The sequence below is a fragment of the Burkholderia latens genome, from assembly GCF_902499045.1.
Taxonomy (GTDB): domain Bacteria; phylum Pseudomonadota; class Gammaproteobacteria; order Burkholderiales; family Burkholderiaceae; genus Burkholderia; species Burkholderia latens.
On record NZ_CABVPL010000002.1, the window covers coordinates 75,879 to 102,815 of the forward strand.

The 26,937-nt window shown below is 67.4% G+C and carries 23 protein-coding genes; 17 read left to right on the forward strand and 6 right to left on the reverse strand.

All coding sequences use genetic code 11. The features are described from left to right. Positions 1–50 precede the first annotated feature (50 nt). Both BSE24067_RS01650 and BSE24067_RS01655 read left to right on the forward strand, forming a co-directional pair. Positions 51–614 (forward strand): cysteine hydrolase family protein, encoded by a 564-nt coding sequence (locus BSE24067_RS01650; protein ID WP_151065821.1) that lies wholly within the window; start codon positions 51–53, stop codon positions 612–614. Beyond that, entirely contained in the window at positions 611–2,065 is a 1,455-nt protein-coding gene (locus BSE24067_RS01655) for a DHA2 family efflux MFS transporter permease subunit (RefSeq protein WP_151065822.1), read from the forward strand. The genes BSE24067_RS01650 and BSE24067_RS01655 overlap by 4 nt, the downstream gene beginning before the upstream one ends. 36 nt (positions 2,066–2,101) lie before the next feature. Here BSE24067_RS01655 and BSE24067_RS01660 read toward each other — a convergent pair whose 3' ends face one another. After that, complete coding sequence (locus BSE24067_RS01660; RefSeq protein WP_151065823.1) at positions 2,102–3,523, reverse strand: aminotransferase-like domain-containing protein; 1,422 nt, start codon at positions 3,521–3,523, stop codon at positions 2,102–2,104. A 159-nt stretch (positions 3,524–3,682) separates the two neighbouring features. On the opposite strand from BSE24067_RS01660, the gene BSE24067_RS01665 reads away from it, so the two are divergent. From BSE24067_RS01665 to BSE24067_RS01675, 3 genes are all read left to right on the forward strand, one after another. Continuing rightward, positions 3,683–5,995, forward strand: a complete 2,313-nt coding sequence (locus BSE24067_RS01665; RefSeq protein ID WP_151065824.1) for an FdhF/YdeP family oxidoreductase — start codon at positions 3,683–3,685, stop codon at positions 5,993–5,995. Positions 5,996–6,278: 283 nt separating this feature from the next. Next, a complete protein-coding gene (locus BSE24067_RS01670; protein ID WP_151065825.1) occupies positions 6,279–6,611 on the forward strand; it encodes a sugar ABC transporter ATPase in 333 nt (110 codons plus the stop codon). 135 nt (positions 6,612–6,746) lie between these two features. Next, a complete protein-coding gene (locus BSE24067_RS01675) occupies positions 6,747–8,336 on the forward strand; it encodes an ABC transporter substrate-binding protein (protein ID WP_151065826.1) in 1,590 nt (529 codons plus the stop codon). A gap of 78 nt (positions 8,337–8,414) precedes the next feature. On the opposite strand, the gene BSE24067_RS01680 is transcribed toward BSE24067_RS01675, so the two are convergent. Together BSE24067_RS01680 and BSE24067_RS01685 are read right to left on the reverse strand one after the other, a co-directional pair. Continuing rightward, positions 8,415–9,722, reverse strand: a complete 1,308-nt coding sequence (locus tag BSE24067_RS01680; RefSeq protein ID WP_151065827.1) for an Nramp family divalent metal transporter — start codon at positions 9,720–9,722, stop codon at positions 8,415–8,417. Between the two features lie 72 nt (positions 9,723–9,794). Next, positions 9,795–11,051, reverse strand: a complete 1,257-nt coding sequence (locus tag BSE24067_RS01685) for an oxalate decarboxylase family bicupin (protein ID WP_151065828.1) — start codon at positions 11,049–11,051, stop codon at positions 9,795–9,797. Positions 11,052–11,436: 385 nt separating this feature from the next. Here BSE24067_RS01685 and sapR point away from each other — a divergent pair, with 385 nt between their 5' ends. The 9 genes from sapR to BSE24067_RS01730 all read left to right on the forward strand — a co-directional run bounded on the left by sapR (position 11,437) and on the right by BSE24067_RS01730 (position 19,403). Next, the gene (gene sapR / locus BSE24067_RS01690; protein WP_151065829.1) at positions 11,437–12,324 is read left to right on the forward strand and encodes a sap1 transcriptional regulator SapR; all 888 of its coding nucleotides are present in this window, start codon (positions 11,437–11,439) and stop codon (positions 12,322–12,324) included. 16 nt (positions 12,325–12,340) lie between these two features. Then, entirely contained in the window at positions 12,341–12,904 is a 564-nt protein-coding gene (gene ddpX, locus BSE24067_RS01695) for a D-alanyl-D-alanine dipeptidase (protein WP_151065830.1), read from the forward strand. Positions 12,905–12,970: 66 nt separating this feature from the next. Continuing rightward, positions 12,971–14,572 carry an ABC transporter substrate-binding protein gene (locus tag BSE24067_RS01700; RefSeq protein ID WP_151065831.1) on the forward strand — a complete coding sequence of 534 codons (1,602 nt, stop codon included), beginning with the start codon at positions 12,971–12,973 and terminating at the stop codon, positions 14,570–14,572. Positions 14,573–14,582: 10 nt separating this feature from the next. Further along, positions 14,583–15,653, forward strand: a complete 1,071-nt coding sequence (locus BSE24067_RS01705; protein ID WP_151065832.1) for an ABC transporter permease — start codon at positions 14,583–14,585, stop codon at positions 15,651–15,653. Positions 15,654–15,719: 66 nt separating this feature from the next. Further along, a complete protein-coding gene (gene nikC, locus BSE24067_RS01710; RefSeq protein ID WP_151065833.1) occupies positions 15,720–16,634 on the forward strand; it encodes a nickel transporter permease in 915 nt (304 codons plus the stop codon). A gap of 1 nt (position 16,635) precedes the next feature. Next, entirely contained in the window at positions 16,636–17,550 is a 915-nt protein-coding gene (locus BSE24067_RS01715) for an ABC transporter ATP-binding protein (protein ID WP_151065834.1), read from the forward strand. Next, positions 17,547–18,308, forward strand: a complete 762-nt coding sequence (locus tag BSE24067_RS01720; protein ID WP_151065835.1) for an ABC transporter ATP-binding protein — start codon at positions 17,547–17,549, stop codon at positions 18,306–18,308. Before BSE24067_RS01715 ends, BSE24067_RS01720 begins: the two co-directional genes overlap by 4 nt. 138 nt (positions 18,309–18,446) lie before the next feature. Next, complete coding sequence (locus BSE24067_RS01725) at positions 18,447–18,701, forward strand: GlsB/YeaQ/YmgE family stress response membrane protein (protein ID WP_151065836.1); 255 nt, start codon at positions 18,447–18,449, stop codon at positions 18,699–18,701. Positions 18,702–19,067: 366 nt separating this feature from the next. Next, positions 19,068–19,403 (forward strand): type 1 fimbrial protein, encoded by a 336-nt coding sequence (locus tag BSE24067_RS01730; RefSeq protein ID WP_151065837.1) that lies wholly within the window; start codon positions 19,068–19,070, stop codon positions 19,401–19,403. Positions 19,404–19,429: 26 nt separating this feature from the next. Here the strand turns inward: BSE24067_RS01730 and BSE24067_RS01735 are convergent, their stop codons facing one another. The 3 genes from BSE24067_RS01735 to BSE24067_RS01745 form a co-directional block, all read right to left on the reverse strand. Continuing rightward, positions 19,430–20,302 (reverse strand): LysR substrate-binding domain-containing protein, encoded by an 873-nt coding sequence (locus BSE24067_RS01735; RefSeq protein ID WP_151065838.1) that lies wholly within the window; start codon positions 20,300–20,302, stop codon positions 19,430–19,432. Positions 20,303–20,409: 107 nt separating this feature from the next. Further along, the gene (bla, locus tag BSE24067_RS01740) at positions 20,410–21,309 is read right to left on the reverse strand and encodes a class A beta-lactamase (protein WP_151065839.1); all 900 of its coding nucleotides are present in this window, start codon (positions 21,307–21,309) and stop codon (positions 20,410–20,412) included. Between the two features lie 202 nt (positions 21,310–21,511). Then, positions 21,512–22,366 carry a peptidoglycan DD-metalloendopeptidase family protein gene (locus tag BSE24067_RS01745; protein ID WP_174904679.1) on the reverse strand — a complete coding sequence of 285 codons (855 nt, stop codon included), beginning with the start codon at positions 22,364–22,366 and terminating at the stop codon, positions 21,512–21,514. Between the two features lie 504 nt (positions 22,367–22,870). Here BSE24067_RS01745 and BSE24067_RS01750 point away from each other — a divergent pair. The 3 genes from BSE24067_RS01750 (at position 22,871) to BSE24067_RS01760 (ending at position 26,864) form a co-directional block, all read left to right on the forward strand. Further along, a complete protein-coding gene (locus BSE24067_RS01750) occupies positions 22,871–23,767 on the forward strand; it encodes a LysR substrate-binding domain-containing protein (RefSeq protein ID WP_151065275.1) in 897 nt (298 codons plus the stop codon). A 54-nt stretch (positions 23,768–23,821) separates the two neighbouring features. Next, complete coding sequence (locus BSE24067_RS01755) at positions 23,822–24,208, forward strand: ester cyclase (RefSeq protein ID WP_151065276.1); 387 nt, start codon at positions 23,822–23,824, stop codon at positions 24,206–24,208. A 493-nt stretch (positions 24,209–24,701) separates the two neighbouring features. Next, positions 24,702–26,864, forward strand: coding sequence for a hypothetical protein (locus tag BSE24067_RS01760; protein ID WP_151065277.1), 2,163 nt, complete (start codon positions 24,702–24,704; stop codon positions 26,862–26,864). Positions 26,865–26,937: the final 73 nt, after the last annotated feature.

Below are 26,937 nucleotides of genomic sequence, written 5' to 3' on the forward strand. Positions count from 1 at the left end.
GCGCCGCCCGCGCGCGCGTCCCCTCGCCCTACTTACGGAGCATCCGCATCATGAGCACAACCCGTCTCGACACGAACACGGCGCTCGTCGTCATCGATCTGCAGAAAGGCATCGTGTCGCTCCCCACCGCCCATCCGGTCGCACCGGTGATCGCGCGCACCCGCGAATTGCTCGACGCATTCCGCAGCCGCGGCCTGCCGGTCGTGCTGGTCAACGTCGCGGGCGGCGCACCGGGCCGCACCGAACAACCGCCGCGCACGGCGCCGCTTCCCGCCGACTGGGCCGAGCTCGTGCCCGAATTGAACCGTCAACCGAGCGACCACGTCGTGACGAAGAAGACCTGGGGCGCGTTTACCGGCACCGGCCTCGACGCATACCTGAAGTCGGCCGGCGTCACGCAGATCGTGCTGACCGGCGTCGCGACGAGCATCGGCGTCGAGTCGACAGCGCGGCAGGCGCACGAACTCGGCTACAACGTGACGCTCGCCGTCGACGCGATGACCGATCTCAACGCGGACGCGCACACGAACAGCGTCGAGCGGCTGTTCCCGCGCCTTGGCGAGACGGGTTCGACGCAAGACATCCTCGCGCTGCTCGACCGCCGCGGCGCGTGAGCGACGAACGCAACCCGTCCGCGCCGGCCCATGCGGGCGCCCGGCTCGCGCCGTCGATCTGGAAGGTCAGCGCGGTTGCGACGCTCGGCTCGCTGCTGTCGCAGCTCGACGCGACGATCGTCAACGTGTCGCTGTCGAGCCTCGCGACCGATCTGCACGCGAGCCTGTCGACGATCCAGTGGGTGACGAGCGGCTATCTGCTCGCGCTCACGCTCGTGCTGCCGCTGAACGGCTGGCTGGTCGACCGCATCGGCGCGAAGGCGCTGTATCTGTGGTGTTTCTCCGCGTTCACGCTGACGTCGGCGCTGTGCGGGCTCGCGTGGTCCGCGCGGTCGCTGATCGCGTTCCGCGTGCTGCAAGGCGCGAGCGGCGGGCTGCTCGCGCCGATGGCGCAGATGATGATCGCGCGCGTGGCGGGCCAGCAGATGGCGCGCGTGATCGGTTATGCGGCGGTGCCGGTGCTGATCGCACCGATCCTCGGGCCGGTCGTCGCCGGCGCGATCCTGCAGCACACGTCGTGGCGCTGGCTCTTTCTCGTGAACCTGCCGGTCGGCGCGCTGGCGCTCGCGCTGGCCGTGTGGTTCCTGCCCGGCGACCGCGACGAAACGCAACGGCGCGAACTCGACTGGCTCGGCCTCGCGCTGCTGTCGCCGGCGCTCGTGCTGTTCCTGTATGGCACGGAGCGGATTGCCGCGGCGCCCGGCATCGCGGCGATCGCGGCGTCCGCGCTGCTGCTCGCGGCGTTCCTGCGCGTCGAGCGTCGCAAGCGCGAGCATGCACTGATCGACGTCGCGTTGTTTCGGTCGCGCGTGTTCGGCGCGGCAGCAGCCACGCAGTTTCTGTCGAACGGCGCGATCTACGCGGGCCAGATGCTGATTCCGGTGTTCCTGATCCAGGCATGCGGCCGTTCGCCCGGCGAAATGGGCTGGCTGCTGGCGCCGCTCGGGCTCGGCATGCTCGTCACCTATCCGTCGATGGGCGCGTTGACGAGCCGATTCGGCGTGCGCCGGCTGGCCGGCGCCGGCGCGCTGCTCGCGCTCGTCGCGACGCTGCCGTTCGTGTATCTCGCATTCGGCGGCTACGATCCGTATGTGCTCGTGCCCGCGCTGTTTCTGCGCGGAATGGGCCAGAGCGCGATCGGCGCGCCGTCGATTTCGGCCGCGTATGCGTCGGTCGAGCGACGCAACCTGCCGATGGCGACGACGTCGCTCAATATCGTCCAGCGCCTCGGCGGCCCGACTTTCACGACGATGTGCACGCTGTTTCTCGCGTGGCGGCTGCGGGCCGAGTCGGTATCCGCGAGCGGCCTGCCTGCGGCCGCGTATGCCTGGGCGTTCGGGCTGCTGTGCGCGCTGCACGCGGCCAGCTTCGCCACGGCGCTGCGGCTGCCGCGGTGGTCGAGCGGCGCGGGTGGACGGTCGACCGAAGCCGCGCGGGCCGGTTCGCGGTGAGTGTCGCGGCCGCCCCCAGCCGCCGCGCATCGCCGCTCAGTGCGCCGCGCATTCGGACGCGAGCCGCCCGAGCACCTTCAGCGCGTCCTCGATTTGCCGCGACCACGGATAGCTGTAGTTGAGCCGGATGAAATGCCGGTAGTCGTTCGTCGCCGAAAACATGTGGCCGGGCCCGACCGTGATCCGTTGCGCGAGCGCGAGCGCATACAGCTTCATCGCATCGACCTGCGGCGGCAGCTCGACCCACAGCACATACCCGCCCTGCGGCTGCGACAGCCGCGTGCCTTCCGGGAAGAAGCGCCGCACCATCGCGCTCATCAGGCTCGCCTGCTGCGCATACAGCTTGCGCATCCGCCGCAGATGGAAATCGTAGCCGTCGTACTTCAGGTATTCGGCGATCGCGAGCTGCTCGATCGCGGGCGTCGCGAGCGTGTTCAGGAATTTCAGCTTCTCGACCTGGTCGCGGTAGCGGCCCGGCATCGCCCAGCCGATCCGGTAGCGCGGCGACAGGCTCTTCGTGAACGACGCGCAATGCAGCACGAGCCCGTCGCGGTCGTACGACTTCAGCGCGCTCGGCGTCGCGTCGCCGAAATGCAGCTCGTGATAGACGTCGCTCTCGATCACGGGCACGCCGTGCTTCGCGAGCAGTTCGACGAGCGCGCGCTTGCGCGCATCGGGCATCTGGAAGCCGAGCGGATTCTGGAAATTGGGCATCACCATGCACGCGGCGATGCGCTCGCGCTTCAGGATCCGTTCGAGCGCGTCGATGTCGATGCCGTCGCCCGGGTGCGTGGCGACCTCCAGCGCGCGCATGCCCATCCGCTCGATCGCGTGCAGCATCGCGTAGAACGTCGGCGATTCGACGGCGATCGTATCGCCGGGTTTCGCGACGGCCTGCAGGCACAGGTTGATCGCCTCGGTCGCGCCGATCGTGACCACGATCTCGGCCGGCTCGACCGCGATCCCGCGCTCCGCGTAGCGCCGCGCGATCTGGCGGATCAGCTCCTGATTGCCGGGCGGCAGATCGTCGATCACGCCCCAGCGCGTGCGGCGCCGTCCGATCGCCTGCGCATGGCGTGAGAGGCGCTGCACCGGGAACTGCGACGCGTCCGGATACGGCGAACCCAGCGGCACCGCATCGTCGCGCGAGATCGAGCGCAGCGTCGACAGCACGAGCCGGCTCACGTCCACCGCCGACGGCTCCGCGGCCGGCGCCGACACGTTCAGCTCGGCTTCGACCGGCGCCGCGGCCCGCGCGCGCACGAAATAGCCGGACTGCGGCCGGCTCTCGATCAGCCCGCGGCTTTCCAGCACCAGATACGCGCGCAGCACGGTCGTCACGCTGAGCTGCTGCTGCCGGCTCGCCTGCCGCACCGACGGAATCCGCTCGCCGGGCCGGTACACGCCGCGCTCGATCTGCGCCTGCAGATCGTCGGCCAGTTGTTCGTAACGCTTCACGCGCCTCCCTTTCAACTTTCCTTCAACAACACAGTTGCGCTCCGCACTGCGTGACTGGCCGAAACTGTACTCTTTTTTGAAGACGAAAGGTGTACACACAGCGGCCGGAGTGCCGCGCGTACTCTGCATCCATCGACCCGACACCTGCATCGCAGCATCATGAAAAAGAAATCCGCCGCCGCGCGCATCGAACCGTACACCCACCCGGCCGCCGGCTGGGGTGCGCTGAAGGCCGTCACGATCAATCTGATCAAGGAAAAGGTCACGGGCGGCAACTACCGCACGTTGCTGCGCCAGAACCAGCCTGACGGCTTCGACTGCCCCGGCTGCGCGTGGCCCGACCGCCAGCACGCATCGACGTTCGAATTCTGCGAGAACGGCGTGAAGGCCGTGGCCGCCGAAGCGACGAGCAAGCGCGTGACGCCCGCATTCTTCGCCGCGCACACCGTCACCGAACTGCTCGAACAGACGGATTTCGAACTCGAACAGCACGGCCGCCTCACCGACCCGATGGTGTACGACGCACGGACCGACCGCTACGTGCCGATCGCGTGGGACGACGCGTTCGAGCTGATCGCGCGCCACTTGCGCGCGCTGCCGGACCCGAACCAGGCCGCGTTCTACACGTCCGGCCGCGCGAGCAACGAGGCGGCGTTCCTGTACCAGCTGCTGGTGCGCCTCTACGGCACGAACAACTTCCCCGACTGCTCGAACATGTGCCACGAGGCGACGAGCCGCGGGCTGCCGGCATCGGTCGGCGTCGGCAAGGGCACCGTCACGCTCGACGACTTCGAGCACGCGGACACGCTGCTGATCTTCGGCCAGAACCCGGCGACCAACCATCCGCGGATGATGGGCGAGCTGCGCGAATGCGCGAAGCGCGGCGCGACCATCGTATCGATCAACCCGCTGAAGGAGCGCGGGCTCGAGCGTTTCGCCGATCCGCAAAGCCCGCTGGAAATGCTGACGATGTCGGGCACCAACATCGCATCGACGTTCATCCAGCCGACGGTCGGCGGCGATTTCGCGCTGATCAAGGGGATGGCCAAGCGCGTGCTCGAACTCGACGATGCCGCGCGCGCCGCGGGCGGCCCGCGCGTGCTCGACACCGCGTTCATCGACGCGCACACGGCCGGCTTCGACGCCTTCGCCGACGATCTGCGCAACGAAAGCTGGTCGGCGCTGACGGCGGAGAGCGGCGTGCCGTACGAGCAGATCGACGGCCTCGCGCGGCTCTATGCGCGCAGCGAGCGCGTGATCGCGACGTGGGGAATGGGCATCACGCAGCACAAGCATTCAGTCGCGACCGTGCAGATGCTGACCAACCTGATGCTGATGCGCGGCAACATCGGCCGCCCCGGCGCGGGCCTGTGCCCGGTGCGCGGCCACTCGAACGTGCAGGGCAACCGCACGGTCGGCATCGAGGAAAAGCCGTCGCAGGCGTTCCTCGACCGGCTCGGCCACGTGTTCGGCTTCGAGCCGCCGCGGCACCACGGCTACGACGTCGTCGAGACGATCGAAGCCATGCTGGAAGGCCGCGTGAAGGTGCTGATCGGCCTCGGCGGCAACTTCGCGATGGCGACGCCCGACACGCCGCGCACGTGGGAAGGCATGCGCCGCTGCGATCTGTCGGTGCACATCACGACGAAGCTGAACCGCAGCCATCTGATCCACGGCCGCGACGCGCTGATCCTGCCGACTCTCGGCCGCACCGAGATCGATCTGCAGGACAACGTCGCGCAGGGCGTGACGGTCGAGGACTCGATGAGCATGGTCCACGTGTCGTACGGGATGAACAAGCCGGCTTCCGCCAACCTGATGTCGGAGCCGGCGATCGTCGCGCACATCGGCCATGCGCTGTTCGGCAGCGGCAAGATCGACTGGCTCGCGTACAAGAACGACTACGCGAAGATCCGCGACGCGATCGAGGCGACCATCGACGGCTTCTACGACTACAACGCGCGCATCGCGCGACCCGGCGGCTTCCACCTGCGCGTCGCATCACGCGACCGCGAATGGCTGACCCCGACGGGCATGGCGAACTTCATCGCGCATGCGCTGCCGGCCGACACGCCGATCCAGCGCGCCCGCGCGCTGCACGGCGAGCGGCTGATGACGCTGATGACGACGCGCTCGCACGACCAGTACAACACGACCGTCTACGGGCTCGACGACCGCTATCGCGGCGTGTACGGCCAGCGGCGCGTGGTGTTCATCAATCGCGACGACCTCGCGATGCTCGGCCTGAAGGCCGGCGACCGGGTCGACATGGAAACCGTTTGGCACGACGGGATCGAGCGGCGCGCGGACGGCTTCCTGCTCGTCGAATACGACATTCCGCGCGGCTGCATCGGCGCGTATTACCCGGAAACGAATCCGCTGGTGCCGCTCGACAGCGTCGGCGACGTGTGCAACACGCCGACGTCGAAGTCGGTGCCGGTGCTGCTGCACCGCGCGGGCGGCAAGCGCTGAACGGGCAGGCAAACACGGTCGGCGACAAGATCGGTCCGTCACGCCGGCAGCGTCGATTCGCCATCGCTCGAAACGCTCGCCGCCGCGCCGCGACAGCAGGCGCTTGTTGTATCGAATCGTTTCAGCGGGCCGCGTGGGCCGGAGGCCGCAGGTATACTCCGACGTCAGCCGCCTCCCGTATCGGCCGTCACGAGACGGCACGATGCCAGCGGTTTCGTCGCGAAGCGCCGCGTTTCGCATCCTGCGCCCCAGCCTCGACACGACACACACGACGATTCCGATCATGAAACGATTCCTGCTGCTTGTTCCCGCCGCGCTGCTCGCCGCCTGCGGTTCCGCCCCCTCGTCCGACTCGGCCGCGTCCGGCTCGGCACCGATGATCTACGTGTCGTCGGCGCGCCCGGCCCACGCGATCGCGAACTGCCTCGACAGCCGCCTGTCCGGCACCGAGCAGTCGCAGCACAATGGCGTGACCGACATCACCGTCGGCTCGCGCTCGTACTTCGTCACGCTCACGCCGTCGGGCAGCGGCTCCGTCGTCAAGGTCGTGCGCGGCTCGGGCAGCGAGCCGGCCGAGGAAGCGATGCGCTTCGCGATCGCGCGCTGCGTGATCTGATCGCCGGCCGTGACGGGCGCCCTGCCCGGCGCGAAGCATCGACGCGGGCGCTATGCCGCGCGCCCGCCGAATATTTTCATCCGGGCCGCCGTGGATGAGAGAATCGCACCACGATTCCCTTTCCACGGAGCCCGCATGAAGCATCTGCTGTCCCGGCTGTTCGTCAGCGCCGCGCTCGCCGCACTCGTTCCGGCGTTGCCGGCGCAGGCCGCGACGCCGCCCGGCATTTTCGTCGTCGCCACGCAGCTCGGCGAATTCACGACCCTCGACCCGAGCGAAATCTACGAGCTCGTGCCGTCCGAGTACGTCGCGAACACCTACGAACGGCTCGTGCGCGTCGACCTGAAGGATCCGACGCGCTTCGACGGGCAGATCGCGCAGTCGTGGACGGTCGGCGCCGACGGCGTCACCTACACGTTCAAGCTGCGCCCCGGTCTGTCGTTCCATTCCGGCAACGCGGTCACCGCGGACGACGTCGCGTGGTCGCTCCAGCGCACCGTTCTGCTCGACAAGGGCCCGGCCGGCGTGCTCGCCGATCTCGGCCTCACGAAGGCGAACGTGATGCAGAAGGTGCGTGCGGCCGACCCGCAGACCTTCGTGCTCGAAACCGACCGCAAGTACGCGCCGAGCTTCGTGCTCAACGTGTTGAGCGCATGCCCGGCATCCGTCCTCGACAAGAAGCTGCTGACGTCGCACCAGCAGGGCAACGATTTCGGCAGCGGCTGGCTGAAGACCAACGACGCCGGTTCGGGCCCGTACCAGCTCGTCAAGTGGACGCCGAACGAAAGCATCGTGCTGCAGCGTTTCGACAAGTACCGTGCGCCGTATCCGATGAAGCGCGTCGTGCTGCGCCACGTGCCCGAGGCATCCGCGCAACGGCTGCTGCTGGAGAACGGCGACGTCGATGCCGCGCGCAACCTGAGCCCCGACAGCCTCGCCGCGCTGACCAGGGCCGGCAAGATCCAGGTCGCGTCGTGGCCGGTGTCCGCGCTGCTGTACCTGAGCCTGAACACGAAGAACCCGAATCTCGCGAAGCCCGACGTGCAGCAGGCGATGAAGTGGCTCGTCGACTACGACGGGATCCAGCGCAACATCGTCAGCACGACGTACAAGGTGCACGAGACGTTCCTGCCGGAAGGCTTCCTCGGCACGCTGAATTCGAATCCGTACAAGCAGAACGTCGCGAAGGCGAAGGCGCTGCTCGCGAAGGCCGGTTTGCCGAACGGCTTCGACGTGACGATGGACATGCCGAACGACTATCCGTACATCGAGATCGCGCAAGCGCTGCAGGCCAATTTCGCGCAAGGCGGGATCCGCGTGAAGCTGATCCCGGGCGATGCGAAGCAGGCGATCGGCAAATACCGCGCGCGCCAGCACGACATCTTCGTCGGCGAATGGTCGCCGGACTACATGGACCCGAACAGCAACGCGCGCGGCTTCGCGTGGAATCCCGACAATTCCGACCAGTCGAAGACGAAGATGCTCGCGTGGCGCAACAGCTGGGACATCCCGCAGCTGACGAAGGACACCGAGGCCGCGCTCGTCGAGCCGTCGCCCGCGAAGCGCGCGCAGCGCTACGAGGCGCTGCAGAAGGCCGTGCTCGCGAACTCGCCGTTCATCATCATGTTCGAGAAGGTCGTGCAGGTCGCGACGCGCCCCGGCACGACCGGGCCGGAGATCGGGCCGATCAACGATCTCGTGTCGTACCGGACGCTGAAGAAGTAAGTTGACGGCGGTGCGCCGCGCGGCCGCTCCGGGCTGCCGCGCGGCGCACCGCCACCCCGCCCTCGCCGCGCTCGCCGTTCAGTTGAACGCCGCCCACACCAGGTACGCGTTCAATCCGACGATCACGACCGTGGCGGCCCCCGCGACGATCCGCAGCGGCATCCGGATCGCGTAGCGCCCCATCACGTCCGCCCGCGCCGACAGAACGACCAGCGCGATCATCGGCATCGGCAGCACGAAGCTCAGCACCACCTGGCTCGCGATCATCGCGCGCGTGACGTCGCAGCCGCACGCAGCCACCGCGAACGCGGGCGCGATCGTCACCGCGCGCCGTATCCAGACCGACAGGCGGCGCCGGATGAACCCCTGCATCACGACCTGCCCGGCCATCGTACCGACTACCGAGCTCGACACGCCCGACGTCAGCAGCGCGACGAGAAACAGCATGCCGGCCGCCGGCCCGAGCACGGGGATCAGCGTGTGATAGGCGTCGCCGATATCGGTCATGCCCGGCGCGCTCGCATGGAACGCCGACGATGCCATCATCACCATCGCGATGTTCACGAACCCGGCGAGCCCCAGCGCGACGACGACCTCGCGATTCGAGAACCGCATGAGCCGGCGCCGTTCCGTGTCGTCGCGCGCAGCGATGCGATCCTGCGTGAGGCCCGAGTGCAGATACAGCGTGTGCGGCATGATCGTCGCGCCGATGATCCCGACCGCGAGCGTCAGCGCCGCATGATCGGGAATCTGCGGGACAACCAGATGGAATGCGGCCGCGTGCCAGTCTTGCGGCGCGATCGTCAGTTCGCCGAGATAGCACGCGCCGATCACGCCGACCAGCGCCGCGATCGCGGCTTCCAGCGGCCGGAAGCCGTGCGTCTCGAGCGCGAGGATCGCGCAGGTCGCCAGCGCCGTCGCGATCATCCCCGCGAACAGCGACAGGTGGCACAGCAGCCCGAACGCCAGCGCGCCGCCGAGAAATTCGGCGAGATCGGTCGCCATCGCGGCGATCTCCGACGCGATCCACATGCCCCACACCAGCGGTGCGGGGAAATGGTCGCGGCACAGCTGCGCGAGGTTGCGGCCGGTCACGATGCCGAGCTTCGCCGACATCGCCTGGAACAGCATCGCGATCGCGTTCGCGGCGAGCACGACCCACAGCAGCCGGTAGCCGTACGCGGCGCCGGCCTGGATGTTGGTCGCGAAGTTGCCGGGATCCATATAGCCGATCGACGCGATCACGGCCGGGCCGACGAACGGCAGCAGCGCGGCGATGCCGGTGCGGCGCCCTTCCAGCGCGGCGCGCGCCGCGCCGTCGGCGCGCTCGGCGGAAAGGTCGGGCAGCGCGTAGCCGCTGCCGGATTTGCTCGGGACGGGAATCATGGTCGGGTTCCGTTGGAATGGGAAAGGCCGGCCGCGGAGCGGAGCGCTGACGGCCGGCCTGCCGCTGCGGCGTTATACCGGCACGACGTCCGGACGGTTGCGCGGAAACCGCGCGAGCACGTCGGGTGCAATGTTCAGATGTGCTTCGACGAGCTTCGGCGGCGTATGCGCGAGCCAGTCGGACAGCGACACCTCCGCGTAGCGGTCGGCCTTGAAGATCTCGAGGAACACGAGATCGGTGTGGCCGGTGTTCTGCACGTAGTGCCCGAGGCTCTTCTTCACGTAACCGACGTCGCCCGCCCGAAAGTCGGCGGTTTGCGCCTTCGGCCCCGTGTCGAACACGGTCATCCGCGCCTCGCCCTGCAGGTAGTACTGCCATTCGTCGGCATTCGGGTGCCAGTGCAGCTCGCGCATGCCGCCGGGATGCACGGTGACGAGTGCCGCCGCGATCGTCTGCGATACGTTGAAGTTCGTGCTGTCGGCGATCCGCACCTCGCCGCCGCGCGTCTTCTTGAACGGCTTCATCCCGCCGAGTGAAAACACGAACGGGTGCGGCGGCACACCGGCCGACGACGCCGAGGCGCGCTGCGCGTCGGCGAGCGGCCCCGGCTCGTCGCCCTGGAAGATCCACAGGTTGTCGAGCGGAATGTTCCTGAATGCGTCGGCCGGCACGCCGAAGTTCAGCGCGAGCACGTCGGGCGGCGTATGCGCGACCCAGTCTGTCAGCAGCAGCGTGTTGAATTCGGATGCGCGGCCGTTATCGAATGCGAGCAGGAATTCGGCGCCGTCGGTGCCGATGCCCTGCAGCGAATGCGGCAGGCCGGGCGGGAAATACCAGAGATCGCCGGCTCTCACGTCCTGCACCGACGGTCGGCCCAGTTCGTCGAGTACGGTGATCCGGCAGCGGCCGTCGAGCATGATGGCCCACTCGGCCTGCTGGTGCCAGTGCATCTCGCGAATGCCGCCGCGCGTGAGCCGCATGTTGACGCCGGAAATGGTTTCCGAAATCGCAAAATCGTCCTGCGTGACTTCGCGCGCCCATCCGCCGTTTTGAATGCGTTTATGCGCGTTATTGAAAGACGCCCAGAATAACGGCATGCCGTTTATATCGGTGGCTGGCGGATCCTGAAAAGACGGGAATTGATTCGCCAATGCAGGATTTTGCGGCCCCGGGTCCGTCAATCCCTGCTTGTTGCGCGCGTTGATCGCGCCTTCCGGCGGACTGTCCGGATTGCCGAACGATGCCGCCTTCGCCGTTACCGCAATGCCCGCGGCGGCGATCGCGCCAGCCGTACTCGTCAACATCCTGCGTCGAGAAAGATTCGTCATGGTTCCCTCTTCACCATTTCAAATAATCGAATATTCATTCCGGGCATTCATCACTTTTTCGGTTATCGAAAAGCAGCATGCCGTGACGCAAGTTAAATACAATTCGACTTAAAATTTAAATGAATTATTAACCTGAATTAATGAGTGAATTAGATCGAGTCGGCGTTCTGTAATTATTGCGGTGCAGCAGCGCACGCTCCGCTGGCCGCAACGCGGCCGTTCACCCGCGCGGCAGGTCGGCGCGGCGTCGCCGATCGCAGCGTGTGCGTGTTCCGCGGGCTATCGGCATTCGCCAAACCATAGTTTTTATCCGCTGGCGCGAATGTTTTTGGCTTTGTTAGATAGATGACAACGATTCATCGAATGACAACGATCTAACATCCCGATGACCTGTGCGTTCGCCCATACCGTCGAATCCCGCTTTGCCGAGCTGACGCCGACCGCGAAGCGCATCGCGAGCTACATGCTCGCGAACCTCGATCGGCTCGGCCTCGAAACCGCCGACCAGATCGCGCAGCAGACCGGCACCAGCGGCATTTCGGTCGGGCGCTTTCTGCGCAGCGTCGGTTATCGGAATCTCGACGATCTGAAACGCGAGCTGCGCGGCGGCAGCGACCGCCCGTGGATGATCACCGATCGCCTCGACGAGTATCGCCGCGCCGCCGCCCCGCAAACGGCCGACGGCGAGCGCGACAGCCATCGCAGCGGCCGCACGCTTGCGTCGTCGCTCGAACGCGAGCTCGACGCGATCCGTCACGTGTACCGGCTCGCCGAAGAACCGGTGTTCGCGCAGGTCGCCGACCGTATCGCGCACGCCGATGCCGTATTCATCCTCGGCATCCAGTCGACCCGCGGCATCAGCAACGCGTTCAGCAGCTATCTCGAGTACCTGCGCCCGCGCGTGTTCTATTCCGACGGCCAGTCGGGCTCGTACGTCGATTCGCTGAATTCCGAGTTCGAACGGCCGTACTGCATCGTCACCGACACGCGCGCGTATTCGCGCAGCGCACGCCGCTATTGCCAGGCCGCCGCCGAACGCGGCCAGCCGTTCGCGCTCGTCACCGATCTGTATTGTCCGTGGGCGCGCGAGTGGCCGGCCGATCTGCTTCAGGTGAAGACCGACGTCGGCCAGTTCTGGGATTCGCTCGCGCCGCTCACCTGCCTGTTCAACCTGCTGATCACCGCCGTGGTCGACCGCCTCGGTCCCGCGATCGACCGGCGCGTCGCGCGCAACCGCGAACTGCAGCGCACGTTCGACCAATTCGAATCCTGAGCAAACCGGACCGCCGATGAACCGTCACCGCCTCGTCGAAATCACGCCCGCCACGCATCGCGTCGAGATCGATCTCGTCTACGCGACCGAGCGCAACCTGACCGGCAAGCCGATCTACCGCAACGCGCACTGCCTGCTGCTCGCGCCGGCCGAAGCTGCGCTGCGCCGCGCGATCGACGTCGCCGCGCAAGCCGGCTTCACGTTGCGCATCTACGATGCGTACCGGCCGCCGCAAGCGCAACAGGTGCTGTGGGATTTCCTGCCGGATCCGAACTTCGTCGCCGATCTCGGCCGCGGGTCGAATCACAGCCGCGGCACCGCGCTGGACCTGACGCTCGTCGACGCGAACGGCGAGCCGCTCGACATGGGCACCGGCTTCGACGAGATGGTGGCCGCGTCCGGTCACTTTCGCGCAGGGTTGCCCGAGCACGTGCAACGCAACCGTCTGCTGCTGCTCGGCGTGATGCATGCGGCCGGCTTCGCGCACATCGACAGCGAATGGTGGCACTACGAACTGCCCGGTTCGCACGCGCTGCCGCCGATCGACAACGCGGCGAGCGGCGCGTGGCGCCTGATGTGACGACGCTGCACGCCCCCCCCTTTTCATGCACGTTCAACGACTCAAACGACAGATGGAGAAGCGCCCATGAAATTCCCGACCTCCCGGCTCATCGCGGCGCTCGCCGCCGCGTCCGTGCTCGCCGCCGTTCCGCTTTCCGCCGCCCGCGCGGAAACGCCGAAGGACATGTTCGTGATGGCCACGCTGCTCGACGAATTCACGACGCTCGACCCCGGCGAGATCTACGAGCTGGTGCCGGAGGAATACGTCGCGAACACGTACGACCGGCTCGTGCGCGTCGACCTGCGCGATCCATCGAAATTCAACGGCGACGTCGCGCAGTCGTGGACCGTGAGCCCCGACGGGCTCACCTATACGTTCAAGCTGCGCCCGGGCCTCAAGTTCCACTCGGGCAACCCGCTGACGGCCGACGACGTCGCGTGGTCGATCCAGCGCGCGGTGCTGCTCGACAAGGGTCCGGCCGCGGTGCTGACCGGCATCGGGCTCACGAAGGCCAACGTCGCGGCGAACGTGAAGAAGCTCGACGACCAGACGGTGTCGATCACGACCGATCACAAATACGCGCCGACCTTCGTGCTCAACGTGCTCGGCTCGTGGCCCGCGTCGGTGGTCGACAGGAAGCTGCTGCTGTCGCACCAGCAAGGCAACGACTTCGGCAACGCGTGGCTGAAGACCAACGAGGCCGGCTCCGGCGCGTACAGGCTCGTCAAGTGGTCGCCCAGCGACAGCATCGTGCTGCAACGTTTCGACGGCTACCGGCTGCCGCTCGCGATGAAGCGCATCGTGCTACGCCACGTGCCCGAAGCGGCGAGCCAGCGGCTGCTGCTGGAAAACGGCGACGTCGACGCGGCGCGCGACCTGAGCCCCGACGATCTCGCGTCGGTCGTGAAATCGGGCAAGGCGAAAGTCGCCGCCTCGCCGCAGGCGACGCTGCTGTATCTCGGCCTGAACAGGAAGAACGCGACGCTCGCGAAGCCCGACGTGCAGGAAGCGCTGAAGTGGCTCGTCGACTATGCCGGGATCCAGACCAACGTCGTGAAAACGACGTACAAGGTGCACCAGACCTTCCTGCCCGAAGGCTTCCTCGGCGCGCTGAATTCGAACCCGTACAAACTCGACGTCGCGAAGGCGAAGGCGCTGCTCGCGAAGGCCGGCGTGCCTAACGGATTCTCGGTGACGATGGACGTGCGCAACGACTATCCGTACACGGAGATCGCGCAGGCCGTGCAGGCGAACTTCGCGCAGGCGGGCGTGAAGGTGCAGCTGATCCCTGGCGACAACAAGCAGACGCTCGCGAAATACCGCGCACGTCAGCACGACATCTACATCGGCGAATGGTCGGCCGACTATATCGACCCGCACAGCAACGCGCAGGGTTTCGCATGGAACCCCGACAACGCCGACAAGTCGAGCTACAAGATGCTGGCCTGGCGCAACAGCTGGGACATTCCGCAACTGACGAAGGAAACCGACGCCGCGCTCGCCGAGCCGACCGCCGCGCAACGCGCACAGCGGTATCAGGCGATGCAGAAGGAGATGCTCGCGCGCTCGCCGTTCGTGATCATGTTCGAGAAGGTCGCGCAGGTCGCGACGCGGCCCGGCGTGAGCGGGCTCGAAGTCGGCCCGATCAACGATCTCGTGTCGTACCGTAACCTGAAGAAGCAATAAGATTCACCGCATGTCCACTCCCGCCTCCTCTCTCGAAGCGCTGCGCACGCTGCCCGCGCGGCGCCCGGCCGTACGCTGGGCGCTGCACGTGCTGCGCTGGGCGCTCACGCTCGCCGTCACGTTCGCGGGGCTGCTCGCGCTGACGTTCGTGATCGGCCGCAAGGTGCCGATCGATCCCGTGCTCGCGATCCTCGGCGATCGCGCGTCGGCCGAAGCGTACGCGGCCGAACGCATCGCACTCGGCCTCGACAAGCCGCTCGCCACGCAGTTCCTGATCTACGCGCGCGACGTGCTGCACGGCAATCTCGGCATGTCGCTGCTGACGTCGAACCCCGTGCTCGACGACATCCGGCGCGTGTTCCCCGCCACGCTCGAACTCGCGACGATCGCGACGTTGATCGGCATCGCGATCGGCGTGCCGCTCGGTGTCGCGGCCGCGGTGAAGCACAACCGGCCGATCGACCACATCGCGCGCTTCGTCGGCCTGATCGGCAACTCGGTGCCGGTGTTCTGGCTCGGGCTGATGGGGTTGCTGCTGTTCTATGCGCGGCTGCACTGGGTCGGCGGCCCGGGCCGGCTCGATCCCGTGTACGACGGCATGGTCGATCCGCGCACGGGCAGCCTGCTGCTCGACGCGGCGCTCGCCGGCGAATGGGACGTGTTCCGCAACGCGGTGTCGCACATCGCGCTGCCGGCCGCGATCCTCGGCTACTACTCGGTCGCGTACCTGAGCCGGATGACGCGCTCGTTCATGCTCGACCAGCTGAGCCAGGAGTACATCGTCACTGCGCGCGCGAAGGGCTTGTCCGAACGCCGCGTGATCTGGCGGCATGCGTTCGGCAACATCGCGGTGCCGCTGCTCACCGTGATCGCGCTCACGTACAGCAACCTGCTCGAAGGCTCGGTGCTGACCGAGATCGTGTTCGCGTGGCCGGGGCTCGGCTCGTACCTGACCGGCGCGCTCCTGAACGCCGACATGAATGCGGTGCTCGGCGCGACGCTCGTGATCGGCGTGATGTTCATCACGGTCAACCTGCTGACCGACGCGCTGTATCGCGTGTTCGATCCGCGTGCGCGCTGAGGACCGCTTCGACATGACCGTTTCCATCCTGCTTCTCGTTCCACCCATGCCGAAGGCCGCCCGACCATGAATGCCGAACGTCTCACGCTGCGCGCGTGGCTGCTTTCCGATGCGCCCGCGTCGCGCTCGCAGGCCGCGTTTGGCCTCGCCTACCGCCGCTGGCGCCGTTTCGGCGGCAATCCGCTCAACCTGTTCGGGCTCGCGATCCTGCTGGCCCTGATCGTCGTCGCGATCGTCGGCCCGCTGATCATGCCGCATGATCCGCTGCGCCAGGTGCTGTCCGATCGCCTGCTGCCGCCCGGCTCCGCGTCGCACTGGCTCGGCACCGACCAGCTCGGCCGGGACATCCTGTCGCGGATGATCGGCGGCTCGCGCCTCACGCTCGGCATCGCGCTGCTCGTCGTCGTGATCGTCGTGCCGATCGGCCTGCTGATCGGCACGACGGCCGGCTATTGCGGCGGCTTCGTCGACAGCGTGCTGATGCGCATCACGGACATCGCGCTCGCGTTCCCGAAGATCGTGCTCGCGCTCGCGTTCGCGGCCGCGCTCGGGCCCGGCGTGATCAACGCGGTCGTCGCGATCTCGATCACCGCGTGGCCCGCATATGCGCGGCTCGCGCGCGCGGAGACGATCCGCATCGCGCAAGCCGACTACATCCACGCGGCGCGCCTGCAAGGCGCATCGGGCCCGCGGATCCTGCTGCGCTACATCATGCCGCTGTGCATGTCGTCGGTGATCGTGCGCGCGACGCTCGACATGGCCGGCATCATCCTGACCGTCGCGGGCCTCGGCTTCCTCGGTCTCGGCGCGCAGCCGCCGAGCCCCGAATGGGGCTTCATGGTCGCGTCGGGCCGCAACGTGCTGCTCGACGCATGGTGGGTCGCGACGCTGCCCGGCGTCGCGATCCTGCTCGTGAGCCTCGCGTTCAACCTGCTCGGCGACGGGCTGCGCGACGTCTTCGATCCTCGTCATGGAGCGTGACATGTCATTGAATTCCGCCCACGCCGCCGCGCCGCTCTGCGAGATCGACGGCCTGAAGATCGGCTTTCGCGGGCACGACGGCGTCGTCACCGACGCGGTGCGCGACCTGTCGCTGACGCTCGCGCCCGGCGAACGGCTCGGCATCGTCGGCGAATCGGGCTCGGGCAAGTCGCTGACGGGCCGCGCGCTGCTCGGCCTGCTGCCCGACGCCGCGCGCTGGTCGGCCCGCACGATGCGCTTCGCCGGGCAGGATCTGCTCGCGATGTCCGCGAGCGAGCGCCGGCGCCTGTGCGGCAGCCAGATGGGGATGATCCTGCAGGATCCGAAGTATTCGCTGAACCCGGTGATGACCGTCGCGAAGCAGATGGGCGAAGCGTTCCGGCGGCACGAGCCGGGCTTGCGCGGCCGGGCGCTGCGCGAACGGATCGTCGACGCGCTCGCGGCCGTGCAGATCCGCGATCCGGCGCGCGTCGCCGACGCGTATCCGCACGAGCTGTCGGGCGGCATGGGCCAGCGCGTGATGATCGCGATGATGGTGTCGACGGGCCCGCGCCTGTTGATCGCCGACGAGCCGACGTCCGCCCTCGACGTCGCGGTGTCGATGCAGGTGCTCGCGGTGCTCGACGCGATGATCGCGCGGCACGACACGGGCCTGATGTTCATCAGCCACGACCTGCCGCTCGTGATGTCGTTCTGCGATCGCGTCGCGGTGATGTATGCAGGCCGCGTGGTCGAAACCTGCGCGGCACGCGACCTGCGCGATGCGACGCATCCGTATACGCGCGGGCTGCTCGCGGCGAATCCGCCGCTCGCGAACCCGCCCGACGAACTGCCGGTGCTGCGGCGCGATCCGGCGTGGCTCGACGCGGCCGCGCCGGCGCCGGGCGCCCACATATCGCAGGAGGCCGCACGATGATCGACGTCGATCACGTCTCGATCCGTTTTCCGACCCGCACGGGTCATGTCGATGCCGTGCGCGACGCGAGCTTCGCGGTGCGCGACGGCGAGGTGTTCGGGCTCGTCGGCGAATCGGGCTCCGGCAAGTCGACGCTGCTGCGCGCGCTGACCGGCCTCGTGCCGCTCGCGGGCGGCAGCCTGTCGATCGATGGCCGGCCCGTCGGCGGCACGCCCGAGCGCGCGTTCCGCCGCCACGTGCAGATGGTGTTCCAGGATCCGTACGCGTCGCTGCATCCGCGCTTCACGGTCGATCAGACGCTGCGCGAGCCGCTGTCGATTCACCGGATCGGCGACGCCGATGCCCGGATCGCTCGCGCGCTGTCCGCAGTCGGGCTCGGCTCGTCATTCCGGTTCCGTTATCCGCACCAGCTGTCGGGCGGCCAGCGTCAGCGCGTCGCGATCGCGCGCGCGCTGATCGTCGATCCGCGCGTGTTGCTGCTCGACGAGCCGACGTCGGCGCTCGACGTGTCGGTGCAGGCCGAAATCCTGAACCTGCTGCGCCGCCTGCACCGCGAACGCAACCTGACGATGATCGTCGTCAGCCACAACCTCGCGGTGATCGGCTTCCTGTGCCAGCGCGTTGCAGTGATGCAGCATGGCGAGATCGTCGAACAGCTGCGCGTCGAGGACGTGCGTGCCGGTCACGTCGCGCGCGACTACACGCGCACGCTGCTGCGCGCGACCGAAGGCTATCGCCGCCTCGAGCCGGCCGCCTGACACGTACGGGACGCGCGGCCGTGCGATACTCGGCACGCCGCGCGCCGCCATGTCGGGGGGCCGGGCAATGGAACCCTGGCGCGCCGCGCAGGTCCATGTCGTTTCGTCAACTACTCAACAGCAACAGGGAGGGCATCCATGCTGCAATTCATCGAAACCCTGGTGGTCGGGCTCATCGTCGGCCTTCTCGCCCGCGCACTGAAGCCCGGCGACGACAAGATGGGCATCGTGATGACCGTCGTGCTCGGCATCGTCGGTTCGCTGATCGCGGGCTACGTCGGCCGCGCCGCCGGCTGGTACGCACCGGGCCAGGGCGCCGGCTGGATCGCGTCGATCATCGGCGCGATCGTGCTGCTCGTGATCGTCGGCGCGGTGCGCAAGCGCGCAAGCTGATCGCCGCATCGCCCGCTTCCATGCCACACGGCCGCTCGTCATGCACGAGCGGCCGTTTTCTTTTGGCGTCCGTTTTTTCACGCGGCGCGCCGATTCGTTGAGTCCTCAACGATTTACCCGCAAACGCCGCATCCACTGACGCGCGTCGGCCACCGCCTACGTCATCGGCAATACCCTGACTTGCGGGCGCGCAAATTTGAGATAAATTGATTGAAGGAATACGGCTTCATTTGCCGAGCGCCGGTATTTCGGATGTTTCACTCAAGAGGTTCGATGAAGTTGCCGTTTACGCATACAGCACCGCAGCGTTGACGGACTGCCACTCGAGCGGCCTCGCTGCGACGCGCTTCCTCTCTGGAGCCTGTCATGAAGCATCGCCTGTTTGCCGCCTCGGTAGCCTTGGCTGCCTCGCTTCTGGCGTCGTCCTCGTCGTTTGCCGCCGGCGCGTCCGGCGTCATCCACTTCACCGGCATGATCGTCGAGCCGCCGTGCTCGTTCGCGTTCGATACGGCCGATGCGGCGTCTCCGCGCGTGCGCCCCGACTGCCCTCGCCCAGCGAGCGGCCAGGTCGCGTTCGTCGACGCGGCGAGCCTGCGCACGCTCAAGACGGCGACCTTTACGCAGGCTTCGCGCGCAATCGTTTTACCTGACCGGCCGGGCAACGCGCGCACGCGGATGATCGCCGTCGTGACCTACCAGTAAGCCGCATAGCCGCGTGCCGTCGCGCATCAGTCGCGATGGCACGCGATCCAGTCGCTGAACGCGCGGATCTTCTGCTGGCTGCCGACGTTTTCGGGATAGACGAAGAAGTAGCGGGCGCCGGTTTCGAGCACGATGTCGAACGGCCGTTCGAGCCGGCGCGCGGCGACGTCGTCGTCGACGAGCGTCACGTCGCCGATCGCGACGCCGAAGCCTTGCATCGCCGCGTTCGTCGCGAGATCCAGCGTGTCGAAGGTCGGCCCGCGCTCCGCGTCGACCGCATGTTCGCCCGCATGGTCGAGCCATGCGCGCCAGTCGCGATGGTCGCGCGTCGGATGCAGCAGCGTATGGCGCGCGAGATCGCCGACGGCGTCGAGCGGCGCGGCCTGTCGCAGTTCGGGCGCGCACACGGGCGTCAGCCGCTCGTCGAACAGCGGCAGCGCGAACACGCCCGGCCCCGGCGACGTGCCGTAGACGACCGCCGCGTCGAACGGCTCGGTCGAAAAATCGACGACGTGCTGCCACGCGGTCGTGATCTGCACGTGGAGATCCGGATGTTCGCCCTGGAAGCGCATGATGCGCGGCAGCATCCAGCGCATCACGCAGGTCGGCACCTTCAGCGCGAGATCGGTGCGCTGCCGCGTGAGCTTCATCGAGATGTCCTCGATCCGCGCGAAGCTTTCGGTGACGACCGGCAGCAGCTGCTCGCCCTCGGCCGTCAGCGTGAGGCCCTTCGCATGGCGCTTGAACAGCGGGAAACCGTAATGCGCTTCGAGCGTCTGGATCTGCCGGCTCACCGCACCCTGCGTGAGGCACAGCTGCTCGGCCGCGCGCGTGAAGCTGCGGTGGCGGGCTACGGTCGAGAAGATCTGCAGCGCGTGCAGGGGCGGAAGTCGGCGCATGACGGAGCGGGTAAACGGGCAATCGCGGACGATCGCGCGCCGGCAGCGGCGCGCGCTGATCGACACGATAAGCCAAACGCCGGCTTTGCGCGAGGTGCGCCGGACCGTCAGGCGGTTGCAGTGAGCGCGCCCGTCGCGATGCGCGCCGCCGACGCGACGACGTCCGCGCGGGCCGCCGCATCGGCACGCGGCTGCGTGAACGACACGGCCAGCACGATCGGCGCGCGCGACGGCGGCCACAGCACCGCGACATCGGTCGTCGTGCCGTAGCCGCCGGTGCCTGCCTTGTCCGCGATGCGCCAGCCTGGCGGCACGCCGGCCGCGATCCCGGCCGCGCCGCGTGCGCCGCCGGCCATCCATTCGATGAGCTGCGCGCGCTGCGGCTCGCGCAGCGTGTCGCCGAGCAGCAGCCGCTGCAGCGTGTCGGCCATCGCGACCGGCGTCGACGTATCGCGCTCGTCGCCGGGCGCAGCGCGGTTCAACTCCGGTTCCCAGTGATCGAGCCGGAACGTGGTGTCGCCGCTGTCGTGCGCGAACGACGTGACGGCCTGCGGGCCGCCGAGCACGCCCATCAGCAGATTGCCCGCGCCCTTGTCGCCCGACTGCAGCATCGCCGCGCAAAGCTGTGCGATCGTCATCCCGGTGTCGACGTGGCTTTCCGTCACCGGCGAGCCGGCCACGACTTCATAGCGGCGATACAGGACGCGGCGCGGCAGCAGTGACGCATCGAGCGTGCCGCGCGCGAGGATCGCGGCGGCCGCGACGACCGCGTAGGTGCCGCACAGCGGAAAGCGTTCGCGCGCACGATGCGCGATGCGGGTGCCGGTCGACGTATCGAGCGCGGCGACGCCGAGCCGGCCGTTCGACGCTTTTTCGAGCGCGGCGAGTTCGGTCTGGGCGACGTGGGCGCGCCCCTGGTCGGCGACGGGCGCCGACGAGCATGCGGCGACGAACGGTGCAGCGGCGGCGGCAAGCAACAGCGAACGACGTGTCGGAGAATGGTCCATGGATGAATGGCGTTCTGTCGGAATCGGTGGCACGAAGCAACGCATCGACGATGCGCGCGCGTTCACGCCGACGGCCGGCTCGCGACGGCCTGCGCCGCGTGGTCCCCCCTAGACGCCCGTCGGCCCCGCCCGCGGCGGGATTCGCATCAACAGGCCCTAGCGTAGCAGCGAGCGCGGCCGCGTTCCAGCCGCGCGGCCGGCGTCAGCCCTGCGACGACGGCAGGTACGGCATCGGATTGACCGGCTTGCCGTCGCGCCGCACTTCGAACAGCAGCGCGACGCGCGAGTTGTCGAGGTCGCCCATCTCGGCGATCGCGTCGCCCTGCCGCACGATGTCGCCGGTCTTCACGAGCAGCTTGCGGTTGTGCGCGTACGCGGTCAGGAAATCCGCGTTGTGCTGGACGATGATCAGGCTGCCGTAATCGTTCAGGCCGGTGCCCGCATACATTACGCGCCCGTCGGCCGCCGCGCGGACGAGATCGCCCGGATGGCCGGCGATCTGGATGCCGCGGTTCTGCCCCGGCCGGAATGCATCGACGATCTTGCCGCGTGCGGGCCACGTGAGCGATACCGCGCTCGCGTGCCGCTTCGTTTCCTGCACGACCCGCCGGTCGCTCGCCGTCGGCGCGCTCGCCTGCGCGCCGCCCGCCGCCGCATTGCTCGCGGCGGCCGGCGCGGCCGCCTGCGTGTTGCCGTTCGCGCCCGCCGCCTGCAGCGGCTGCGGCCGGACGATACGCAGCACCTGACCCATGCGCAACCGGCCGCGCGCGCCGAGCTTGTTCCACGTGCGCAGATCGGCGACGCTGCAGCCGTTCGCGGAAGCGATGCGCGACAACGTATCGCCGCGCTTCACCACATATTTCTGCGCGACGAGAATCGGCGCCTGCTGCGGCGCCGCTGGCGTGGCCGACGGCGCGGCGGCAGGCTGGGCCGTCGGCGATCCCGCGAGCGTGTCGCTCGGCGGAACGGACTCCGTGCTTGCACAACCGGCCATGACGAGCACGGCGGCCAGGGCGGACAGCCAGGCCGCGTTACGGTAAATCTCGCGCTGTTTCATGGACGATCGACTCCGGTTTGACAATCTTTCAAGCATCTCAAAAACAGAACGGCCGACGTGTAACCGGATGCAAACATTGATGACAAACGATCACGGACGGGGGGCCGGCGGATACTCGCTACCGGTAATACGGTCGAATTCGGAAAAACTTGACGGTTTTGGGTGTACCACGCGGAAAAATTCCGGGCGGCGCAATTATTTCGAACGGCTTTCAATGCATGCGCGCGCTTCCGCTCATCGCAGCCAGTCGGCGAGTTGCGCGCAGGCCCATGCGATGCCGATGCACAGGAACAACACGTGCAACGCGATCTTGAACGACACGCCCCATGACGGATCGATGCGCATGACAGTCTCCTCCGCTTGACATGCGGCCATCTTCCGGCATCGATCGCGCCCCGAAAATGCGGAACCGGCGAACGGCGTCTCAGGCTGCGCCTGAGACCGGCGCGGCCGTTCCTGCTAACGTATCGGCCATACCAATTTCCATGTTCATGCGCCCCCACCATGCGCTTCGATCTGACCGACCTGCGGCTCTTCCTGAACATTTGCGAAGCCGGCACGATCACGGGCGGCGCCGAGCGCACCCACATCACGCTGCAGGCCGCGAGCGAGCGCATCCGCGGGATGGAGGACGAGCTCGGCGTGCCGCTGCTGCACCGGACCAAGTCGGGCGCGCAGCCGACCGACGCCGGCCGCGCGCTCGAGCACCACGCACGCACGGTGCTGCAGCAGATCGACCATATGCGCGGCGAACTGCAGCAGTACGGCCAAGGGTTGCGCGGGCACATCCGGCTGCTGTGCAATACGGCGTCGCTGAGCGAATACCTGCCCGACGCGCTCGCCGCGTATCTGCCGCATCACCCGAAACTGTCGATCAGCGTCGAGGAGCGCTCGAGCCAGGAGATCGTGCATGCGATCCGCAACAAGACGGCCGACGTCGGCATCGTCGCCGATTCGGTCGGGCTGGGCGGCCTCGAACAGAAGCCGTTTCGCGAGGACTGGCTGATCGCGGTCGTGCCGGCCGCGCACCCGCTCGCCGCGCGCGAGAACGTCGCGTTCGACGAGATCGCCGACGCGGACTTCATCGGACTCACCGACGGCAGCGCGCTGCAAGTCCATCTCGCGGATCAGGCGCGTGCGCTCGGCAAGCGGATCCGCTACCGTGTGCAGCTGAAGAGCTTCGACGCAATCTGCCGCGTGATCGAAAGCGGCGTCGGGATCGGCATCGTGTCGCGCCATGCGGCCGAGCGCGCGATGCAGACGATGGACGTGCGGCTCGTCGAGCTGTCCGATGCGTGGAGCCACCGCCGGCTCACGCTGTGCGCGCGCTCGTTCGACGCGCTGCCGAAGTACACGCAGGCGTTCGTGTCGTACCTGTCGGGCGACGCGCCGCCACGCTGAACCCCGCATATCGTCCGGGAACGACCGGGCTCGTCACGAGGAGGCACCGCAGTCATGACCGAATCCGACCTCGCCATCCGCTACCGCGCGTATATCGACTGCCTGAACCGGCAGGATTGGGCCACGCTCGGCGAGTACGTCGCGGACAACGTGATCCACAACGACCGCCCGCTCGGCCTTGCCGGCTACCGCGCGATGCTGGAGCAGGACTTCCGCGACATTCCCGATCTCCGTTTCGACGTTCGTCTGCTCGTGTGCGAACCGCCGCGCGTCGCATGCCGGCTGCGCTTCGCCTGTGCGCCGAAAGGGACGTTCATGGGGCTGGCCGTCGACGGCCGCAAGGTCACGTTCGCCGAGAACGTGTTCTACGAATTCCACGACGGCAAAATCCGGCAGGTCTGGTCGGTCATCGACAAGGCGGCGATCGAGAAACAGCTGTAGCGTCGTCGAAGCGGCGCGCTGTTGCGCGCGGTCGCCGCCGGCGGCATGCAGCGTGAGTCATGAGGTTAACGTTTTCTTACCGGATTGAGCAGAAATTCGCTTCGACGCCACGCGCTTGCTCGTCGCTTCGACGCCGTTCTCTCGCGCGATGACGGCCCGACCATCAAGAAAGAAACCGCCTATATTTCCATGTAGTTTCACCTTCCGTTCCTGAGCGCATTCGCGTCGCCATTCGGGTTTCTACCGTCGCATCCGATGTAAAAGTTCATTGACATCGCGCCGACCGCTGCTTAAATTGAGAAAACGTTTTCCAATGCTCGAGCGCGATGCCTGTCCCGGCCCGCGCAAGGGGAACGCTTGCGCGCGCGATTTGCGATTCAGGCCGTCCGTCTTCAGGGATCAGGGTTGCAGGGCGGAAGCCGGGTACGGGCATCGCGCGCCGCATCGGCCACACGTGCCCGTGCTTCACCACTATTCAAAAACTGGAGACACCATGCATCCGCGCAGCAGATTCGCGCTCGGCGCCGCGCTCAGCGCCCTTTCCGTCCTGTTCGTCAGCGCGTGCGGCGGCAACGACGTGACCGACACGCCGTCGTCGCCTCCGCCATCCGCCACGCCCACGCTCGCGCCGAACTCGCTGCAGGCGCTCGTCTACGGCGCGCCCGACACCAGCGTGCCGGCCGGCACGAACGTTCCGGCCACGATGATGGGCCAGATGCGCGCGCTGTTCGACCTGATCCGGAAATCGCCCGACTTCACGCAGGTCGTGATGGATCTCGGCGACGGCACGCCCGTTCACGTGCTCGACACGAATACCGGCGACAAATTCCTGCCCGGCAAGCTTGCGCTCGGCCTGTCGTACATCCTGATCGACATGAAGTCGAAGAACGACCCGCAATACGCGAGCTACCTCGCGACCTACCAGACGATCACGACCGCGATGATGGCGCAATCTGGCGCCAGCTACGCGTATGCGAACACGTCGTGGGGCGAGTACTACTATCTCGTCGCGTTGAACAACCTGAAGGCGCACGGGATGCTCAACGAAGTCTTCAGCGACGCGATGCTCGCGACGCTGCAGCAGCGGCTCACCTTCTGCGACATGTTCGGCCCCGATGCGAGCGGCAAGACCAATACGTGCCCGGCCGCCGGCACGCCGATCGACGTCGCGTCGCTCAACACCGCGCAGAACTACTATGCGGTGTCCTACGGAATCGCCGGGCTGCGCCAGAAGCTCGGCTGGAGCAGCCCGTCATTCGCGTCGAAGACCGATCCGGCGGTCGCGACGATGAGCGCGCGCGACGCGCTGCTGTACACGCTGACGAACCACATCCGCAACGACTCGTCGGGCGGGTTCTCCGACGAAGCATCGAACACGCACACGACCTACTACGACCAGGCGCGCTTCGACCGCTACAGCACGCTGCTGATCGGCGAAGTGGTCGAGCGCACGTTCGAGATGGGCAACGAAGCGAATCTCACGCCGGAGCTGAAGGGCTATCTGCGCAAGTCGGTCGACCTGATCCTGCCGCAGCTGAATGCCGACGGCCAGGGCTTCAACTATGGCCGCTCGATCGGCCCGTACGGCGATTCCGCGTTCATGGAAGTGCTGACGGCCGCGGCCAATGCCGGCGTGCTGACCGACCGGGAGAAGCAGGTTGCGTATGCGTTCATCTACCAGGCCGCGCGTCGCTTCGATACGTACTGGTACGACCCGTCGCTGCCGACGCCGTCGGTGAACATGTGGGTCAAGGGCCGCGGCACCGACGCGTATCGCGGCAAGCCGCGCGTGATGGGCGAGAACTTCAGCCTGCTGCACCAGTACCTGTACGTGAACGCGTGGTGGAACAAGCTCGGCTTCGGCGGCAAGGCACCGATGGCCGATTCGGATTACACCGCGTGGCTCGACGCGCTGCCGCGCTACACGCTCACCTGGTACAACCAGCCGGGCGACGCCGCGCATCCGTACAGCGCCGCGCTGCTCACCGTGCGCGACGGCCGCCGCGTGATCAATCTGAACCTCAGCCAGGCGCCCGACTACAACGCGTACACGCCGTATTACCCGGTGCCGTTCTCCGACAAGCTGATCTACGGCACGACCGACCTCGGCTATGCGCTGCTGGTGCCGCAGGTGGCGTACAACGCGAAGACCTACCTTCCCGTCACGTACTACAAGAACCTGAATGTGCAGCAGAGCAACGGCCAGGTGATCGTGTCGTTCGATACGACGAAGTTCCGGCTCGCGTCGAAGAACGCCGCGTACACGACGGATCTCGACCTGCAGGTGCATACGGTGCTGACGTTCGCGCACGGCACGATCGCGCGCAGCGATACGCTGAGTTCGAACACGCTCGCCGGCAACCTCGCGGTGGAGACGGACTTCACGTCGTTCGCGGATTTCGCGTCGACGCAGGCCAATGGCGACGGTGTGTCGGTGACGTACGCGAACGACGCCGCGACCGGCTACGCGGCGTCCGGGTTCGACAACTGCGCGCTGTCCGCCTTCGACACGGCAAACGGCGCGACGAATCCGCTGTCGACGACGCCGATCGGGCAGCTGCATTCGAACTTCGCGTGCACGACGAAGCCGTTCGCGCTCGGCGCGGGCGCGACCCGCACGGTCGGGTGGACGCTGAAGTACGCGGTTCCGGCGTGAGCGGCACGATCGCCATCCCGTGACGATTCCCGAAGCCGGTTGCCGGAACCGGCTTCGGGATCATCCATTCGGC